Genomic DNA, 15,848 nt, shown 5'->3' on the forward strand with positions numbered 1-15,848 from the left:
CACCTTAGCCCAGAATGTCTTCGACGGACTTACCACGCTTCGCCGCGATATCAGCCGGCGTCGACTGCTTGCGCAGACCGTCCAGCGTGGCACGAACGAGGTTGTACGGGTTCGTCGAACCGTGGCTCTTGGCCACGACGTTTTGCACGCCCATCACGTCGAACACGGCGCGCATCGGGCCGCCGGCGATCACGCCAGTACCATCCTTCGCCGGAGCGAGGAGGACTGCCGAGGCGCCATGCTTGCCGTGCACTTCGTGTTGCAGCGTGCCGTTCTTCAGGGGCACCTTGAACATGTTGCGGCGGGCTTGTTCCATTGCCTTCTGAACGGCAACCGGCACTTCCTTTGCCTTGCCCTTGCCCATGCCGACGCGGCCATCACCGTCGCCAACCACGGTCAGTGCGGCGAAGCCGAGAATCCGGCCACCCTTCACGACCTTGGTCACGCGGTTGACCGAAATCATCTTTTCGCGCAGGCCGTCGTCGCGTTCGTCAGCCTGAACTTTCGCTTGCATCTTTGCCATGACGAATTCTTCCCTTAGAACTTGAGCCCGGCTTCACGCGCCGCATCAGCCAGCGCCTTCACGCGGCCGTGGTAGCGGAAACCCGAGCGGTCAAAGGCGACGGATTCGATGCCGGCTGCCTTGGCCTTTTCGGCGATACGCTTGCCGATCAGGGTCGCGGCGTTGACGTTGCCGCCCTTGCCCGACTTGTCGGCCAGTTCGGCACGCACTTCAGCTTCCAGCGTCGAGGCGCTTGCCACGACCTTCGTGCCGCATGCCGAGAACACTTGCGCGTAGATATGCGTATTCGTGCGATGCACGGCCAGACGCGGAACCTGCAGCTCAGCGATCTTGATACGCGTCTGACGAGCGCGGCGCAGGCGAGATTGAGTCTTATCCATGATTGCGCACCCTTACTTCTTCTTCGTTTCTTTGAGGATCACGACCTCGTCGGAATAGCGCACGCCCTTGCCCTTGTAAGGCTCCGGCGGACGATAGCCGCGCACTTCCGCCGCGGTCTGTCCGACTTTCTGCTTGTCGATCCCCTTGATCACGATTTCGGTCTGCGACGGGGTTTCAGCCTTGATGCCTTCCGGCATCTGGTGCACCACGGGGTGCGAGAAACCCAGCGACAGGTTCAGCTTGTCGCCTTGCGCTTGCGCACGATAACCAACGCCAACCAGCGTCAGCTTGCGCTCGAAACCCTTGGTGACGCCCTGCACCATGTTCGCCACCAGGGCGCGCATCGTGCCGGACATCGCGTTTGCTTCGCGGCTTTCATCCGTCGGAGCGAGTTGCAGCGTGCCGTTCTCGTTAGTCAGGCTCACCAGCTTGTTGGCCGGCTGCGAGATCGTACCGAGCGGGCCCTTGACGGTGATGACGTCGCCCTTGACGGCCACTTCGGTGCCTTGCGGCAGCGCGATCGGGCTCTTACCTACTCGAGACATGTTTCTTCTCCTTAGGCGTTAAGCGACGTAGCAGATGACTTCGCCGCCGACGCCGTTCTGGCGCGCCTTGCGGTCGGTCATCACACCCTTCGGCGTCGACACGATTGCAACGCCGAGGCCGTTCATGACCTGCGGAATATCGTTGCGACCGCGGTACACGCGCAGGCCAGGCTTCGAAACGCGCTCGAGGCGTTCGATGACCGGACGGCCGGCGTAGTACTTCAACGCGATATTCAACTCGATCTTCGCGCCTTCAGCCTTCACCGCGAAATCGTCGATATAACCTTCGTCCTTCAAAACCTGCGCAATCGCAACCTTGACTTTCGACGAGGGCATAGTCACCGAAACCTTCTCGACCATCTGCGCATTGCGGATGCGAGTCAGCATATCGGCGATAGGATCACTCATGCTCATTTATGTTTCTCCTATTACCAGCTCGCCTTGGTGAGGCCAGGGATTTCGCCGCGGAAAGCGATTTCACGAATCTTGCCGCGTGCGAGTCCGAACTTGCGGAACGTGCCACGCGGACGACCCGTGATCGCGCAGCGGTTACGCTTGCGAGTGGGGTTCGAGTTACGCGGCAGTTGTTGCAGCGCCAGACGCGCGAGGTAACGCTCTTCGTCCGACTTGCTTGCGTCGTCGATCACAGCCTTCAGCTCAGCACGCTTCGGAGCGTACTTGGCTGCCAGGCGCGCGCGCTTCTTTTCACGTTCGATCAGTGCCAGTTTAGCCACGGTAACCTCAGTTTCTGAACGGGAACTTGAAGCCGGCGAGCAGCGCCTTTGCTTCATCGTCAGTCTTCGCGGTAGTCGTGATGCTGATGTTCAGCCCACGCAGCGCGTCGATCTTGTCGTAGTCGATTTCGGGGAAAATGATCTGCTCTTTCACACCGATGTTGTAGTTGCCACGACCGTCGAATGCACGGCCCGACACGCCACGGAAGTCGCGCACACGGGGGAGCGCAACGGTCACGAAACGGTCGAGGAATTCGTACATCGCTTGGCCGCGCAGCGTGACCATCGCGCCGATCGGGTAGCCCTGACGAATCTTGAAGCCTGCGATTGCCTTGCGCGCCTTCGTGATGACCGGCTTCTGGCCGGCGATCTTCGTCAGGTCGCCCACGGCGTTTTCGATGATCTTCTTGTCAGCGACGGCTTCGCCAAGGCCCATGTTCAGGGTGATCTTGGTGATGCGCGGCACTTCCATGATGGACTTGTAGCCGAACTTTTCCACCAGTTGCGGCACAACCTTTTCTTTGTAAATCTCTTGCAGACGAGCCATTTTTTAACTCCGCGTCAGGCGTTGAGCGTGGCGCCGGTCGACTTCAAGAAGCGAACCTTCTTGCCGTCTTCGACCTTGATGCCTACGCGTGACGCCTTGCCATTCGCGTCGATCAAAGCGACGTTCGAAATATGCAGCGGCATCGACTTGGCTTCCACGCCGCCTGTCGTTCCCTTCATCGGGTTCGGCTTCACGTGCTTCTTGACGAGGTTGATGCCCTCGACGGTGACACGGTCTTCCGCAACGACGAGCACGGTACCGCGCTTGCCCTTGTCTTTGCCGGCCGTGACGATGACTTCGTCACCCTTGCGAATCTTGTTCATCGCGACTCCTTACAGCACTTCCGGCGCGAGCGAAACGATCTTCATGAATCGTTCGCTACGCAGTTCACGCGTAACCGGCCCGAAAATACGCGTGCCGATCGGCTCGAGCTTCGTGTTCAGCAGAACGGCGGCGTTGCCGTCGAACTTGATGAGCGAGCCATCCTGGCGACGCACGCCCTTGGCCGTACGAACGACCACAGCGTTGTAGATTTCGCCCTTTTTCACGCGTCCGCGCGGCGTCGCTTCCTTGACGGTCACCTTGATGATGTCGCCAATGCTTGCGTAACGACGCTTCGAGCCGCCGAGCACCTTGATGCACATGACTTCACGCGCACCCGTGTTGTCGGCCACTTCAAGCCGAGTTTCGGTCTGGATCATGGTTTATCTTTCCCAACTTAATCCGATTGCACCACCATGGCGCAGCCGGTCAGTCTTGGTCCCGTCAGCCAAATGGCTGCTTGGGTTAGAACAGGCAGCAACGGCAGACGAAACCCGCCATCGCAATCCGGTGAATCTGTCGACTCAGGCTGGCGCCCAAGCCGGCTTCCCCCACCAATTTCGCCCGCGACGGGGCTCCCACAAAGAGGGAAGACCGAGATTATAACAAACAATCTCGGTCTTGCAAGCGAAACTTACTGCGATACAACTACTTACAGCATCGCCGAGAATCGGCTTCAGATCACGCGAGCGGCTTCAACCAGCTTCGACACAACCCAGGCCTTCGTCTTCGAAATCGGACGGGTTTCCTGGATTTCGACGAGATCGCCTTCGTTGTACGTGTTCGCGTCATCATGCGCGTGGTACTTCTTGGAGCGCACGACGTACTTGCCGTAGATCGGATGCTTCACGCGGTGCTCGACCAGCACGGTGACCGTCTTGTCCATCTTGTTGCTGACGACCTTGCCGACCAGAGTCCGCTTGAGCGAGGTTTTTACGCTTTCGTTCATTTCTGGTTCGCCTTCTCAGTCATGACGGTGCGCACACGCGCGATGTCGCGACGGACCTTCTTCAGCTGGCTCGTGTTGGTGAGCTGCTGGGTCGCGAGTTGCATGCGCAGGCCGAATTGCGCCTTCAGCAGGTCCGACAGCTCTTTGTTGAGCGCGGCCTGGTCTTTCTGGTGAAGTTCAGATGCCTTCATCATTTACTCCTTAGGCGCCGAGCTGACGCACGACGAAGTACGTCTTCAGCGGCAGCTTGGCTGCAGCCAGACGGAACGCTTCGCGCGCCAGTTCTTCGGTGACACCGTCCATTTCGTACAGCATCTTGCCCGGTTGAATTTCAGCGACGTAGTACTCCGGGTTACCCTTACCGTTACCCATACGCACTTCGGCCGGCTTTTGCGAAATCGGCTTGTCCGGGAAAATACGGATCCAGATCCGGCCACCACGCTTGATGTGACGCGTCATCGCACGACGCGCGGCTTCGATCTGACGGGCGGTCAAACGGCCGCGACCGATAGCCTTCAGGCCGAATTCACCAAACGACACCGCGTTGCCGCGCGTCGCCTTGCCGGTGTTACGACCCTTCTGCTCTTTGCGATACTTTCTGCGTTTCGGTTGCAGCATCGTTATTCTCCAGTCTTCGCGTCACCGCCAGCGCGACGGGGTGCACCGCGACGCGCGCCAGCCGGAGCACCTTCACCGTCACGGCGCGGACGGCGATCGCCACCCGGACGTGCGTTGCGGCGCGGACGCTTTTCTTCCGCCACTTCTTCCACGACCGGCGCTTCGTTGCGGCCCAGGGTGTCGCCCTTGTAGACCCACACCTTCACGCCGATGATGCCGTACGTGGTCTTCGCTTCCGACGTTGCGTAGTCGATATCCGCACGCAGCGTATGGAGGGGCACGCGACCTTCGCGATACCACTCGGTACGAGCGATTTCGATACCGTTCAGACGACCCGCGCTCATGATCTTGATGCCCTGGGCACCGAGACGCATCGCGTTCTGCATCGCGCGCTTCATCGCGCGGCGGAACATGATCCGGCGCTCGAGCTGTTGCGTGATCGAATCAGCGATGAGCTGAGCATCCGTTTCCGGCTTGCGGATTTCTTCGATGTTGACGTGAACCGGAACGCCCATGCGCTTTTGCAGCTCGGACTTCAGCAGTTCGATGTCTTCACCCTTCTTGCCAATGACGACGCCCGGACGCGAGCTGTAAATCGTGATGCGCGCGTTCTTCGCCGGACGCTCGATGACGACGCGGCCGACCGAAGCGTTCTTCAGCTTCTTCTTCAGATATTCACGAACACCGATGTCTTCCTGCAACATCGCCGCGAAATTGTTGTTGTTCGCGTACCAGCGCGAAGCCCAATTGCGGCTGACGGCCAAACGGAAGCCAGTCGGATGAATTTTCTGTCCCATCGTATGGCTCCTTAATTCCCGACCGTCACAGTGATGTGACAGGATTGCTTCTCGATGCGGTTACCGCGACCCTTAGCGCGTGCGGTGAAACGCTTCAGCGAAGCAGCCTTGTCGACGTAGATGCTCGTGATCTTGAGCTCGTCGATATCGGCGCCTTCGTTGTGTTCCGCATTCGCGATCGCAGACAGCACGACCTTCTTGACGATACCCGCCGCCTTCTTCGGCGAGAACGTCAGAACGTTCAGCGCCTTGTCGACCGGCAGACCACGGATCTGGTCAGCCACAAGGCGCGTTTTCTGCGCCGAGATGCGGGCACCGCGATGAATTGCCTTCACTTCCATCTTGATAGCCCCTTATTTCTTGGCCTTCTTGTCGGCTGCGTGACCCTTGAACGTACGGGTCAGTGCGAACTCGCCAAGCTTGTGGCCGACCATGTTTTCCGTGACATACACCGGAACGTGTTGACGGCCGTTGTGAACAGCGATCGTCAGACCGATGAAGTCCGGCAGAATCGTCGAACGACGCGACCAGGTCTTGATCGGCTTCTTGTCACGCGTCGATGCAGCCGACTCAACCTTCTTCAGCAAATGAGCGTCGCAGAACGGACCTTTTTTAGCAGAACGTGTCATTGCCTACTCCTTAACGCTTGTGACGGCGCTGGACGATCATCGTCGTCGTGCGCTTGTTGCTACGGGTGCGATAGCCCTTCGTCGGCGTACCCCACGGGCTCACCGGATCGCGACCTGCAGCCGTCTTGCCTTCACCACCGCCGTGCGGGTGATCGACCGGGTTCATTGCAACGCCGCGCACCGTCGGACGGATACCGCGCCAGCGGTTCGCGCCTGCCTTGCCGATCTGGCGGAGGCTGTGCTCTTCGTTGCCCACTTCACCGATCGTCGCGCGGCACTCGACGTGCACGCGGCGGATTTCGCCCGAGCGCAGACGCACTTGTGCGTACACGCCTTCACGAGCCAGCAGCATGGCCGACGTACCAGCCGAACGCGCCATCTGCGCGCCCTTGCCCGGCAGCATCTCGATGCAGTGGATCGTCGTACCGACCGGGATGTTGCGGATCGGCAGGGTGTTACCCGCGCGGATCGGCGCTTCCGAACCGGACATCAGCTGCGTGCCGACCGTCACGCCCTTCGGCGCGATGATGTAACGGCGCTCGCCGTCTGCGTACAGAACCAGCGCGATGTTCGCGCTACGGTTCGGGTCGTACTCGAGACGCTCGACCTTCGCTGCGATGCCGTCCTTGTTGCGACGGAAATCGACGATACGGTAATGCTGCTTGTGACCACCGCCCTGGTGACGCGTGGTGATACGGCCGTTGTTGTTACGGCCCGCCGACTTGGATTGCGTGTCGAGCAGCGCTGCGTGCGGCTTGCCCTTGTGCAGATCCTTGTTGACGATCTTGACCATCGCACGGCGACCCGGCGAGGTCGGCTTAACTTTCACGATTGCCATGATTACTTGGCCTCCGCTTCAAAGTTGATTTCCTGGCCGGGCTTCAGGCAGACGTACGCCTTCTTCACGTCCTTGCGCTTGCCGTTGAAGCGGCCAAAGCGCTTTGCCTTGCCCTTCGTGACGAGCACGTTGACGGAATTGACTTCGACCTTGAACAGCAGCTCGACAGCAGCCTTGACTTCCTGCTTCGTGGCGTCCGGTGCGACTTCGAACACGACTTGTTCGTTCTTGTCGGCAACCAGCGTCGCCTTTTCGGAGATCACCGGCGCGAGCAGAACTTGCATCAAACGATGATCGTTTTTGCGAACTTCGCTCATGACAGCAACTCCTCGATCTGAGCGACCGCAGCCTTCGTGATCAGGATCTTCTTGAAGTAGATCAGCGAGAGCGGGTCGGCGTAACGCGGCTCGACAACGGCCACATGGGCCAGGTTGCGCGACGCGAGGTACAGGTTCTCGTCGACCGTATCGGTGATGACCAACACGGAATCGAGACCCATGGCCTTGAATTTTTCGGCCAGCAGCTTGGTCTTCGGGGCTTCGAGCGTCAGCTCTTCAACCACCGAGATACGGCCTTCGCGAGCCAACTGCGAGAAGATCGAGCGCAGACCTGCGCGATGCATCTTCTTGTTGACCTTGTGCGAGAAATTCTCTTCCGGCGAATTCGGGAAGATACGGCCACCGCCGCGCCACAACGGGCTCGACGACATACCGGCACGAGCGCGGCCCGTACCCTTCTGACGCCACGGCTTCTTGGTGGTGTGCTTGACCTGCTCGCGATCCTTCTGCGCGCGGTTGCCGCTGCGTGCATTCGCCTGATAGGCGATGACGACCTGGTGAATCAGGGCTTCGTTGTAATCGCGACCGAACACGACGTCCGATGCGTTCACGCCAGCGCCTTCCTGACCATTGGCATTCAGGAGCTTAAGTTCCATTATTTCGCTCCTTTCACAGCACGCGTCTTGACGGCCGGGGTCACGAAGACCTTGCCGCCCTTCGCACCCGGAACAGCGCCGCGGACGAGCAGCAGGCTGCGCTCGGCGTCGATGCGGGCGATTTCGAGATTCTGGACCGTGACGGTCTCGTCACCGAGGTGACCCGTCATGCGCTTGCCCGGGAACACACGACCCGGATCCTGCGCCATACCGATCGAACCCGGAACGTTGTGCGAACGCGAGTTACCGTGCGATGCACGGCCCGATGCGAAGTTGTAGCGCTTGATCGTGCCGGCGTAGCCCTTACCGATCGACGTGCCTTGCACATCAACCTTCTGGCCGACTTCGAAGATATCCGCTGCGATAACAGCGCCATTCGACAGTTCACCTGCCTTGGCTGCATCGACGGGGAATTCCTTGAGGATTTCACCGGCTTGAACGCCGGCTTTGGCGAGGTGACCCGCCAACGGCTTCGTCACGCGCGATGCGCGGCGAGTACCGAATGCAACCTGAACGGCGGTATAACCATCCGTTTCAACGGTCTTGATCTGCGTCACGCGGTTGTCCGACACGTCTAGCACGGTGACGGGGATCGAGTCCCCCTCAGGCGTGAAGATACGGGTCATACCAACCTTGCGACCTACGAGTCCAAGGCTCATCGTTTTCTCCATTCCCAACTGCGATTGGTCGGGGCTGATTTACAAGTGCCGCCTGCGTCACGGAAGACTGGAGCGGCTTTACAAACGCATTTTTCGTGCGGATAGGCGCGAAAAGCCTCGGAGTATAACAAGGCTTTTCGATTCCCGCAAGCAATTCAAAGACTTAGCTCCGTCACGGCGGCTGCTTGCCGCGATCGGAGTTTTTTGAGACTTACTGCAGCTTGATTTCGACGTCGACGCCGGCCGGCAGGTCGAGCTTCATCAGCGCGTCGACGGTCTTGTCCGTCGGATCGACGATGTCCATCAGGCGCTGGTGCGTACGGATTTCGAGCTGGTCGCGCGACGTCTTGTTGACGTGCGGCGAACGCAGGATGTCAAAACGCTGAATGCGCGTCGGCAGCGGCACCGGGCCACGGACGATTGCGCCAGTCCGCTTCGCCGTATCGACGATTTCGGCTGCCGATTGATCGATCAGACGATAGTCGAAAGCCTTCAGACGGATGCGGATTTTTTGGTTCTGCATGACAATTCCTTGGAAAGAGCGAGGCGGTCTTGCACCGCCGATTGGCAAAAGAGCGTAGAACCGGACACACGTGGAGGACGCGCATCCGGTCCCGGTCTGTTACTGCTTTACTACGAGTTCAAATCAGGCAAGCTCGCAAGCAAGCCCGACATATTACTCGATAATCTTCGCCACGACACCGGCGCCGACAGTACGACCGCCTTCACGGATAGCGAAACGCAGACCTTCTTCCATGGCGATCGGGGCGATCAGCTTGACCGTGATCGACACGTTGTCGCCCGGCATCACCATTTCCTTGTCCTTCGGCAGCTCGATCGAGCCCGTCACGTCCGTCGTACGGAAGTAGAACTGCGGACGGTAGTTGTTGAAGAACGGCGTGTGGCGGCCGCCTTCGTCCTTGCTCAGCACGTACACTTCAGCCGTGAAGTGCGTGTGCGGCGTGATCGAACCCGGCTTGGCCAGAACCTGGCCACGCTCCACGTCTTCACGCTTCGTGCCGCGCAGCAGGATACCGACGTTGTCGCCTGCCTGACCCTGGTCGAGCAGCTTGCGGAACATTTCCACGCCCGTGCAGGTCGTCTTCACCGTCGTCTTGATACCGACGATTTCGATTTCCTCGCCAACCTTCACCACGCCACGCTCGATACGGCCCGTCACCACCGTGCCGCGACCCGAGATCGAGAACACGTCTTCCACCGGCATCAGGAACGAACCGTCAACTGCGCGTTCCGGCGTCGGGATGTACGTGTCCAGCGCGTCGGCCAGGCTCATGATCGCCACTTCGCCCAGCTCGCCCGTGTCGCCTTCCAGCGCCAGCTTGGCCGAACCCTTCACGATCGGCGTGTCGTCGCCCGGGAAGTCGTACTTCGAGAGAAGCTCGCGCACTTCCATTTCGACCAGCTCGAGCAGCTCGGCGTCGTCGACCATGTCGCACTTGTTCAGGAACACGATGATGTACGGCACGCCGACCTGACGGGCCAGCAGGATGTGCTCGCGCGTTTGCGGCATCGGGCCGTCAGCGGCCGAGCACACCAGAATTGCGCCGTCCATCTGCGCGGCGCCCGTGATCATGTTCTTCACGTAGTCGGCGTGGCCCGGGCAGTCGACGTGTGCGTAGTGGCGGTTAGCCGTTTCGTACTCGACGTGCGCGGTGTTGATCGTGATGCCGCGCGCCTTTTCTTCCGGTGCCGCGTCGATCTGGTCGTATGCCTTCGCTTCGCCGCCGAACTTCTTGGTCAGCACCGTGGTGATCGCTGCCGTCAGCGTGGTCTTGCCGTGGTCAACGTGACCGATCGTACCGACGTTCACGTGCGGCTTGGTCCGCTCGAATTTACCTTTTGCCATGATTACCTTCTTTCAGAGATTGTTTGTCGGTTAGAGCTTGTGGCTTGCGCCGAATGACTTGCGGGTATTACTTACCCTTGGCGTTGATGATCGCTTCGGCGACGTTACGCGGAGCTTCAGCATAGTGCTTGAACTCCATCGTGTACGTTGCACGGCCTTGCGTCAGCGAACGCAGCGAAGTGGAGTAGCCGAACATTTCCGACAGCGGCACTTCGGCGCGAACGATCTTGCCGCCGCCAATCATGTCTTCCATACCCTGGACGATACCGCGACGGCCCGACAGGTCGCCCATCACGTTGCCCATGTAGTCTTCCGGCGTTTCGACTTCGACGGCCATCATCGGTTCGAGAATGACCGGGCTTGCCTTGCGCATCGCTTCCTTGAAGGCCATCGAGCCGGCCATGCGGAACGCGTTTTCGTTCGAGTCCACGTCGTGGTACGAACCGAACGTCAGGTGCACCTTCACGTCCACGACCGGGAAGCCAGCCAGCACGCCCGACTTCAGCGTTTCCTGGATACCCTTGTCCACGGCCGGGATGTATTCGCGCGGAATCACGCCGCCCTTGATCTCGTCCAGGAACTCGTAGCCCTTGCCCTGCTCGTTCGGCTCGAGCGTGATGACCGCGTGACCGTACTGGCCGCGACCACCCGACTGCTTGACGAACTTGCCGTCGACGTCTTCGGCCTTGCTGCGGATCGTTTCGCGGTAAGCCACCTGCGGCTTGCCGACGGTCGCTTCCACGCCGAATTCACGACGCATGCGGTCGACCAGAATTTCGAGGTGGAGCTCGCCCATGCCCGAAATGATGGTCTGGCCCGATTCCTCGTCCGTCTGAACGCGGAACGACGGATCTTCCTGTGCCAGGCGGTTCAGCGCCAGACCCATTTTTTCCTGGTCGGGCTTCGTCTTCGGCTCGACGGCCTGGGAGATCACCGGCTCCGGGAAAATCATGCGTTCGAGCACGATGGGGTGCTGCGGATCGCACAGCGTGTCGCCCGTGGTCGCTTCCTTCAGGCCGACGGCCGCCGCGATGTCGCCCGCGCGCACTTCCTTGATTTCTTCGCGCTGGTTCGCGTGCATCTGCAGAATACGGCCAAGGCGTTCCTTCTTGTCCTTGGTCGCGTTCAGCACGGTGTCACCCGAGTTCACGATGCCCGAATACACGCGGAAGAAGATCAGCTGACCGACGAACGGGTCCGTCATGATCTTGAACGCGAGTGCCGAGAACTTCTCGTCGTCGGCTGCACGGCGCTCTGCCTTCTCGCCGCTTTCGAGTTCGCCCGTGACCGGGGGAATGTCCACCGGCGACGGCAGGAAGTCGATCACGGCGTCCAGCATGCGCTGCACGCCCTTGTTCTTGAACGCGGTGCCGCACAGCATCGGCTGGATTTCGCACGCGATGGTCCGGTCGCGGATTGCCTTGACGATTTCCGCCTCGCTCAGCTCTTCGCCGCCGAGATACTTTTCCATCAGTTCTTCGGTGGCTTCGGCAGCCGACTCGATCATCTTCTCGCGCCACTCGTTGCACGTGTCGACGAGTTCAGCCGGGATGTCGACGTAGTCGAACTTCGTGCCTTGGGACGCTTCGTCCCAAATGATCGCCTTCATCTTGATCAGGTCGACCACGCCCGTGAACGTGTCTTCCGCGCCGATCGGCACGACGACGGGAACCGGGTTCGCCTTCAGGCGGGTCTTCAGCTGGTCATAGACCTTGAAGAAGTTCGCGCCGGTACGGTCCATCTTGTTGACGAACGCGAGACGGGGAACCTTGTACTTGTTCGCCTGGCGCCACACGGTTTCCGACTGCGGCTGCACGCCGCCCACTGCGCAGTAGACCATGCACGCGCCGTCGAGGACGCGCATCGAGCGTTCCACTTCGATCGTGAAGTCGACGTGACCCGGGGTGTCGATGATGTTGATACGGTGCTCGGGATAGTTGCCGCCCATGCCCTTCCAGAAGGCGGTGGTGGCAGCGGACGTGATCGTGATGCCGCGTTCCTGCTCCTGCTCCATCCAGTCCATCGTTGCAGCGCCGTCGTGAACTTCACCAATCTTGTGGTTCACGCCCGTGTAGAACAGGATGCGCTCGGTCGTCGTCGTTTTGCCGGCGTCGATGTGAGCGCTAATACCGATATTGCGGTAGCGCTCGATAGGTGTCTTGCGAGCCACTTTGGATCCTTTTTCGGGTCGACGCGACGGCCAATTGCCGACCGCGTCCTAAGACAAACGGGCGAGGCGCCTGGAATAGCGCACCCGCCCTGATTTTCCGTTATGCCCTGGAGCGGGAGCTTAGAAACGGAAGTGCGAGAATGCCTTGTTGGCCTCTGCCATGCGGTGAACTTCGTCGCGCTTCTTCATTGCGCCGCCACGGCCTTCGGCCGCTTCCGAGAGTTCGCCTGCAAGACGCAGGGCCATCGACTTTTCGCTGCGCTTCTTCGCGGCTTCACGCAACCAACGCATCGCCAATGCCATACGACGCGAGGGACGCACTTCGACCGGAACCTGATAGTTGGCACCACCAACGCGACGGCTCTTCACTTCGACCACCGGCTTCACGTTGTTGAGCGCAACCGTGAACACTTCCAGCGGGTCCTTGCCACCCTTGGTCTGGATCTGTTCAAAAGCGCCGTACACGATACGCTCGGCAACCGACTTCTTGCCGGAGAGCATCAGCACGTTCATGAACTTGGCTACATCTACGTTGCCGAACTTCGGATCCGGCAACACTTCCCGCTTGGGGACTTCGCGACGACGCGGCATGATTCTTCCTTTACTTTTTCAGTTGGAGCAGTTCCCCGCTCCGCGGCCACCAACAAACCCGATCCATCTCTTCGACTAAACCAGCTTGGCCGGGTGACCACTTACTCGACAGCACCGGCATCTCCGGCACCACCGCCTTAACCGCCTTGCGGCGACCTGATTGTCCTGCAGCAGACCAGCGGCTTACTTGCCGGCCTTGGCACGCTTCGCGCCGTACTTCGAGCGAGCTTGCTTACGATCCTTGACGCCCTGGGTATCCAGCGAGCCGCGAACCATGTGGTAGCGCACACCCGGCAAGTCCTTCACACGGCCGCCGCGAATCAGCACGACCGAGTGCTCTTGCAGGTTGTGGCCTTCACCGCCGATGTACGAGATAACTTCGAAACCGTTCGTCAGACGAACCTTGGCAACTTTACGAAGTGCCGAGTTCGGCTTCTTCGGCGTGGTGGTGTACACGCGGGTGCACACGCCACGACGTTGCGGGCAGTCCTGCAGGGCCGGCGACTTGCTCTTCGTCGTTTCCGACGCGCGGCCTTTGCGAACCAGTTGATTGATGGTTGGCATTGTTTAATCCTAGAAATGAACAGAATCAGCGCAATTCGGGTCGGGCAAAGCGAACAAATTGCGCATTTTGTGCTCCCGCCGATGGTTTTCACTCCCAACGCACGTTCAGCAAGCGCAGTCGAGAAATTCCAAAAACGAGAACCAAGCATGATATTCCGAAAATCACAATCGGGTCAATACGTTGCACCGAAATCAGGGGGCTTTCAGAGAAGGGGACTCAAGCAGAGCCGACCACATTGAGCAGTTCGTCGCCGAAGCGCTCCAGCTTGCGAACGCCGATGCCGGGAATATGCCGAAGATCGTCGATCGTATCGGGGTCGCTGCGAGCGATTTCCGCCAGCGTGGCGTCATGAAAAATGACATAGGCCGGCACGCCGTCGCTCTTGGCCGTCTCGGCCCGCCAGGCCCGCAGACGCTCCCAGCGCGTCTTCTCGCGCGGCGACATGCCGGCCGTGGGATCGGCGCGCTCGCCGGTCCGCGCGGAGCCTTGACGGCTGCGCGCAGGCTTCACGTACTTGCGCAGCGTGACGCTCTCCTCACCCTTGAGCACCGGCTTGCTGGCATCGGTCAGGACGAGCGCGCCGAAACCGTCGTGGTCGACGGCCAGATAGCCGAACGCCACCAGTTGCCGGAACACCGCACGCCATTCGGCCTCGGCAAGCGCCTCGCCGACGCCGAAAGTAGACAGCTTCTCGTGCCCGCGCTGCAGCACCTTCTCGCTGCGCACGCCCCGCAGAATGTCGATCAGATGCCCCGCGCCGAAGTGAAAACCGCTCGCTTTCTGCGCGCGATAGACACACGACAGCGCCATCTGCGCCTCGCGCGTGGCGTCGAAGGACGCGGGCGGTTCGAGACAGGTATCGCAATTGCCGCACGGCGTGCTGTGCTCGCCGAAATACGCCAGCAACCGCACGCGCCGGCAGGATGCGACCTCACAGAGGCCGAGCAACGCGTCGAGCTTGCCGGTCTGCACGCGTTTGTGAGCGTCGTCAGCCTCTGATTCGTCGATCATCTTGCGCTGCTGCACGACGTCGCCGAGACCGTACGCCATCCACGCATTCGCGGGCATGCCGTCGCGACCGGCGCGTCCGGTCTCCTGATAGTAGCCTTCGACGCTCTTCGGCAGATCCAGATGCGCCACGAAGCGCACGTCCGGTTTGTCGATACCCATGCCGAAGGCGATCGTCGCGCACATGACGACGCCTTCTTCGCGCTGGAACATCTCCTGATGACGCTGACGCTTCTCGAACTCCATGCCCGCGTGATACGGCAACGCATGAAGGCCCTGCCCCTTCAGCCATTCCGCGGTTTCTTCCACCTTACGGCGCGACAGGCAATACACAACACCAGCATCCGTGGTGCCGTCCTTGTTCGTGTGCTCGGCGCGGATGAAATCCAGCAGTTGCGAGCGGGCATTGTCCTTCTCGACGATCCGGTAGCGGATATTCGGCCGGTCGAAGCTCGAAACAAAGATGCGCGCTTCATCCAGAGCCAGACGATGCACGATCTCGTCGCGCGTGATGGCGTCCGCCGTTGCCGTGAGCGCGATGCGCGGCACGTTTGGGAAGCGCTCGTGCAGCACGGACAGCTGGATGTACTCGGGCCGGAAATCATGCCCCCACTGCGACACGCAATGCGCTTCATCAATGGCGAACAGGCCGACCGGCGCGCTGTCGAGCAGGTCGAGAAAGCGCGACGTCATGAGCCGTTCCGGCGCCACGTACAACAGGTCGATCTCGCCGTTGCGCAGTGCGCGTTCGGTGGCCGCGGCTTCGGCGCCCGACAAGGTGGAATTGAGATACGCGGCGCGCACGCCGAGTTCGGTCAGCGCGGCCACCTGATCCTGCATCAGCGCGATCAGCGGCGACACGACGATGCCCGCGCCGAAGCCCGCCTCGCGCCGCACCAGCGACGGAATCTGATAGCACAATGATTTGCCGCCGCCCGTGGGCATCAGCACGAGTGAGTCGCCGCCGTTCGCGACATGCTCGACGATCTCCGCCTGTTGGCCGCGAAAAGCGGGATAGCCGAAGATTTCGTTGAGTATTTCGAGCGACCGGGACATGGGGAAAGCGCGCACGGCGAGACAGAGATAACGAATTCTACCAACGCAGGACCGCGCATCGACGCCGTTCGGGCATCGCTGGCCGAATGGACGAGGGCAGCAGGAATCGCAGGACA

General features: G+C 60.4%; 24 protein-coding genes. All 24 read right to left on the bottom strand.

Features of this window, described 5'->3' with window-relative positions; translation table 11 throughout:
• Window positions 1–4 precede the first annotated feature (4 nt).
• Window positions 5–523: a 30S ribosomal protein S5 gene (gene rpsE, locus QCE62_RS13890; RefSeq protein ID WP_061170928.1), complete on the bottom strand. Its 519-nt coding sequence runs from the start codon at window positions 521–523 to the stop codon at window positions 5–7.
• A 14-nt stretch (window positions 524–537) separates the two neighbouring features.
• Window positions 538–903, bottom strand: coding sequence for a 50S ribosomal protein L18 (gene rplR / locus QCE62_RS13895; RefSeq protein WP_008343872.1), 366 nt, complete (start codon window positions 901–903; stop codon window positions 538–540).
• A 12-nt stretch (window positions 904–915) separates the two neighbouring features.
• Window positions 916–1,449 carry a 50S ribosomal protein L6 gene (gene rplF, locus QCE62_RS13900; RefSeq protein WP_309810367.1) on the bottom strand — a complete coding sequence of 178 codons (534 nt, stop codon included), beginning with the start codon at window positions 1,447–1,449 and terminating at the stop codon, window positions 916–918.
• A gap of 18 nt (window positions 1,450–1,467) precedes the next feature.
• Window positions 1,468–1,863, bottom strand: a complete 396-nt coding sequence (rpsH, locus tag QCE62_RS13905; RefSeq protein WP_035506756.1) for a 30S ribosomal protein S8 — start codon at window positions 1,861–1,863, stop codon at window positions 1,468–1,470.
• A gap of 14 nt (window positions 1,864–1,877) precedes the next feature.
• Window positions 1,878–2,183 carry a 30S ribosomal protein S14 gene (rpsN, locus tag QCE62_RS13910; RefSeq protein WP_008343864.1) on the bottom strand — a complete coding sequence of 102 codons (306 nt, stop codon included), beginning with the start codon at window positions 2,181–2,183 and terminating at the stop codon, window positions 1,878–1,880.
• A gap of 7 nt (window positions 2,184–2,190) precedes the next feature.
• Window positions 2,191–2,730, bottom strand: a complete 540-nt coding sequence (gene rplE, locus QCE62_RS13915; protein WP_087049859.1) for a 50S ribosomal protein L5 — start codon at window positions 2,728–2,730, stop codon at window positions 2,191–2,193.
• Between the two features lie 14 nt (window positions 2,731–2,744).
• Entirely contained in the window at window positions 2,745–3,053 is a 309-nt protein-coding gene (gene rplX / locus QCE62_RS13920) for a 50S ribosomal protein L24 (RefSeq protein ID WP_309810373.1), read from the bottom strand.
• Between the two features lie 9 nt (window positions 3,054–3,062).
• Window positions 3,063–3,431, bottom strand: coding sequence for a 50S ribosomal protein L14 (rplN, locus tag QCE62_RS13925; protein ID WP_006998478.1), 369 nt, complete (start codon window positions 3,429–3,431; stop codon window positions 3,063–3,065).
• Window positions 3,432–3,727: 296 nt separating this feature from the next.
• On the bottom strand, window positions 3,728–4,000 hold the full coding sequence (rpsQ, locus tag QCE62_RS13930; RefSeq protein ID WP_309810376.1) for a 30S ribosomal protein S17: 273 nt from the start codon (window positions 3,998–4,000) through the stop codon (window positions 3,728–3,730).
• Window positions 3,997–4,191: a 50S ribosomal protein L29 gene (gene rpmC / locus QCE62_RS13935; protein WP_309811713.1), complete on the bottom strand. Its 195-nt coding sequence runs from the start codon at window positions 4,189–4,191 to the stop codon at window positions 3,997–3,999. The genes rpsQ and rpmC overlap by 4 nt, the downstream gene beginning before the upstream one ends.
• Before the next feature lie 10 nt (window positions 4,192–4,201).
• Entirely contained in the window at window positions 4,202–4,618 is a 417-nt protein-coding gene (rplP, locus tag QCE62_RS13940; protein WP_309810379.1) for a 50S ribosomal protein L16, read from the bottom strand.
• Window positions 4,619–4,620: 2 nt separating this feature from the next.
• Window positions 4,621–5,415, bottom strand: coding sequence for a 30S ribosomal protein S3 (gene rpsC / locus QCE62_RS13945; protein ID WP_087049856.1), 795 nt, complete (start codon window positions 5,413–5,415; stop codon window positions 4,621–4,623).
• Between the two features lie 11 nt (window positions 5,416–5,426).
• Window positions 5,427–5,756: a 50S ribosomal protein L22 gene (rplV, locus tag QCE62_RS13950; protein ID WP_007730533.1), complete on the bottom strand. Its 330-nt coding sequence runs from the start codon at window positions 5,754–5,756 to the stop codon at window positions 5,427–5,429.
• A gap of 12 nt (window positions 5,757–5,768) precedes the next feature.
• Entirely contained in the window at window positions 5,769–6,044 is a 276-nt protein-coding gene (gene rpsS, locus QCE62_RS13955; RefSeq protein ID WP_035967602.1) for a 30S ribosomal protein S19, read from the bottom strand.
• A gap of 10 nt (window positions 6,045–6,054) precedes the next feature.
• Entirely contained in the window at window positions 6,055–6,882 is an 828-nt protein-coding gene (gene rplB, locus QCE62_RS13960) for a 50S ribosomal protein L2 (RefSeq protein ID WP_309810383.1), read from the bottom strand.
• 2 nt (window positions 6,883–6,884) lie between these two features.
• A complete protein-coding gene (gene rplW, locus QCE62_RS13965) occupies window positions 6,885–7,199 on the bottom strand; it encodes a 50S ribosomal protein L23 (RefSeq protein ID WP_035967599.1) in 315 nt (104 codons plus the stop codon).
• Entirely contained in the window at window positions 7,196–7,816 is a 621-nt protein-coding gene (gene rplD, locus QCE62_RS13970; protein ID WP_309810386.1) for a 50S ribosomal protein L4, read from the bottom strand. Before rplD ends, rplW begins: the two co-directional genes overlap by 4 nt.
• Entirely contained in the window at window positions 7,816–8,475 is a 660-nt protein-coding gene (rplC, locus tag QCE62_RS13975; RefSeq protein ID WP_309810389.1) for a 50S ribosomal protein L3, read from the bottom strand. Before rplC ends, rplD begins: the two co-directional genes overlap by 1 nt.
• A gap of 211 nt (window positions 8,476–8,686) precedes the next feature.
• Entirely contained in the window at window positions 8,687–8,998 is a 312-nt protein-coding gene (rpsJ, locus tag QCE62_RS13980; protein ID WP_006998489.1) for a 30S ribosomal protein S10, read from the bottom strand.
• Window positions 8,999–9,151: 153 nt separating this feature from the next.
• Complete coding sequence (gene tuf, locus QCE62_RS13985) at window positions 9,152–10,342, bottom strand: elongation factor Tu (RefSeq protein WP_309918853.1); 1,191 nt, start codon at window positions 10,340–10,342, stop codon at window positions 9,152–9,154.
• Between the two features lie 67 nt (window positions 10,343–10,409).
• Complete coding sequence (fusA, locus tag QCE62_RS13990) at window positions 10,410–12,512, bottom strand: elongation factor G (RefSeq protein WP_309810393.1); 2,103 nt, start codon at window positions 12,510–12,512, stop codon at window positions 10,410–10,412.
• Window positions 12,513–12,632: 120 nt separating this feature from the next.
• Window positions 12,633–13,103 (bottom strand): 30S ribosomal protein S7, encoded by a 471-nt coding sequence (gene rpsG, locus QCE62_RS13995; protein WP_006053291.1) that lies wholly within the window; start codon window positions 13,101–13,103, stop codon window positions 12,633–12,635.
• Window positions 13,104–13,286: 183 nt separating this feature from the next.
• Entirely contained in the window at window positions 13,287–13,667 is a 381-nt protein-coding gene (rpsL, locus tag QCE62_RS14000; protein ID WP_006998493.1) for a 30S ribosomal protein S12, read from the bottom strand.
• Window positions 13,668–13,884: 217 nt separating this feature from the next.
• Window positions 13,885–15,732: a DNA helicase RecQ gene (gene recQ / locus QCE62_RS14005; protein ID WP_309918855.1), complete on the bottom strand. Its 1,848-nt coding sequence runs from the start codon at window positions 15,730–15,732 to the stop codon at window positions 13,885–13,887.
• Window positions 15,733–15,848: the final 116 nt, after the last annotated feature.

Origin of the sequence: Caballeronia sp. LZ033, from assembly GCF_031451265.1 — a bacterium.
In the GTDB taxonomy this organism is placed as follows: Bacteria; Pseudomonadota; Gammaproteobacteria; order Burkholderiales; family Burkholderiaceae; genus Caballeronia.

Excerpts from the sequence above, each read along its gene's own strand:
- rplV (WP_007730533.1), bottom strand. The coding sequence starts at position 5,756 with ATGGAAGTGAAGGCAATTCATCGCGGTGCCCGCATCTCGGCGCAGAAA.
- rpmC (WP_309811713.1), bottom strand. The coding sequence starts at position 4,191 with ATGAAGGCATCTGAACTTCACCAGAAAGACCAGGCCGCGCTCAACAAA.
- rpsE (WP_061170928.1), bottom strand. The coding sequence starts at position 523 with ATGGCAAAGATGCAAGCGAAAGTTCAGGCTGACGAACGCGACGACGGC.
- rplN (WP_006998478.1), bottom strand. The coding sequence starts at position 3,431 with ATGATCCAGACCGAAACTCGGCTTGAAGTGGCCGACAACACGGGTGCG.
- recQ (WP_309918855.1), bottom strand. The coding sequence starts at position 15,732 with ATGTCCCGGTCGCTCGAAATACTCAACGAAATCTTCGGCTATCCCGCT.
- rpsH (WP_035506756.1), bottom strand. The coding sequence starts at position 1,863 with ATGAGCATGAGTGATCCTATCGCCGATATGCTGACTCGCATCCGCAAT.
- rplF (WP_309810367.1), bottom strand. The coding sequence starts at position 1,449 with ATGTCTCGAGTAGGTAAGAGCCCGATCGCGCTGCCGCAAGGCACCGAA.
- rplD (WP_309810386.1), bottom strand. The coding sequence starts at position 7,816 with ATGGAACTTAAGCTCCTGAATGCCAATGGTCAGGAAGGCGCTGGCGTG.
- rpsG (WP_006053291.1), bottom strand. The coding sequence starts at position 13,103 with ATGCCGCGTCGTCGCGAAGTCCCCAAGCGGGAAGTGTTGCCGGATCCG.
- rpsC (WP_087049856.1), bottom strand. The coding sequence starts at position 5,415 with ATGGGACAGAAAATTCATCCGACTGGCTTCCGTTTGGCCGTCAGCCGC.
- rplE (WP_087049859.1), bottom strand. The coding sequence starts at position 2,730 with ATGGCTCGTCTGCAAGAGATTTACAAAGAAAAGGTTGTGCCGCAACTG.
- rplR (WP_008343872.1), bottom strand. The coding sequence starts at position 903 with ATGGATAAGACTCAATCTCGCCTGCGCCGCGCTCGTCAGACGCGTATC.
- rplX (WP_309810373.1), bottom strand. The coding sequence starts at position 3,053 with ATGAACAAGATTCGCAAGGGTGACGAAGTCATCGTCACGGCCGGCAAA.
- rpsS (WP_035967602.1), bottom strand. The coding sequence starts at position 6,044 with ATGACACGTTCTGCTAAAAAAGGTCCGTTCTGCGACGCTCATTTGCTG.
- rplB (WP_309810383.1), bottom strand. The coding sequence starts at position 6,882 with ATGGCAATCGTGAAAGTTAAGCCGACCTCGCCGGGTCGCCGTGCGATG.
- rpsQ (WP_309810376.1), bottom strand. The coding sequence starts at position 4,000 with ATGAACGAAAGCGTAAAAACCTCGCTCAAGCGGACTCTGGTCGGCAAG.
- rpsL (WP_006998493.1), bottom strand. The coding sequence starts at position 13,667 with ATGCCAACCATCAATCAACTGGTTCGCAAAGGCCGCGCGTCGGAAACG.
- rpsJ (WP_006998489.1), bottom strand. The coding sequence starts at position 8,998 with ATGCAGAACCAAAAAATCCGCATCCGTCTGAAGGCTTTCGACTATCGT.
- rplC (WP_309810389.1), bottom strand. The coding sequence starts at position 8,475 with ATGAGCCTTGGACTCGTAGGTCGCAAGGTTGGTATGACCCGTATCTTC.
- rplP (WP_309810379.1), bottom strand. The coding sequence starts at position 4,618 with ATGCTGCAACCGAAACGCAGAAAGTATCGCAAAGAGCAGAAGGGTCGT.
- rplW (WP_035967599.1), bottom strand. The coding sequence starts at position 7,199 with ATGAGCGAAGTTCGCAAAAACGATCATCGTTTGATGCAAGTTCTGCTC.
- tuf (WP_309918853.1), bottom strand. The coding sequence starts at position 10,342 with ATGGCAAAAGGTAAATTCGAGCGGACCAAGCCGCACGTGAACGTCGGT.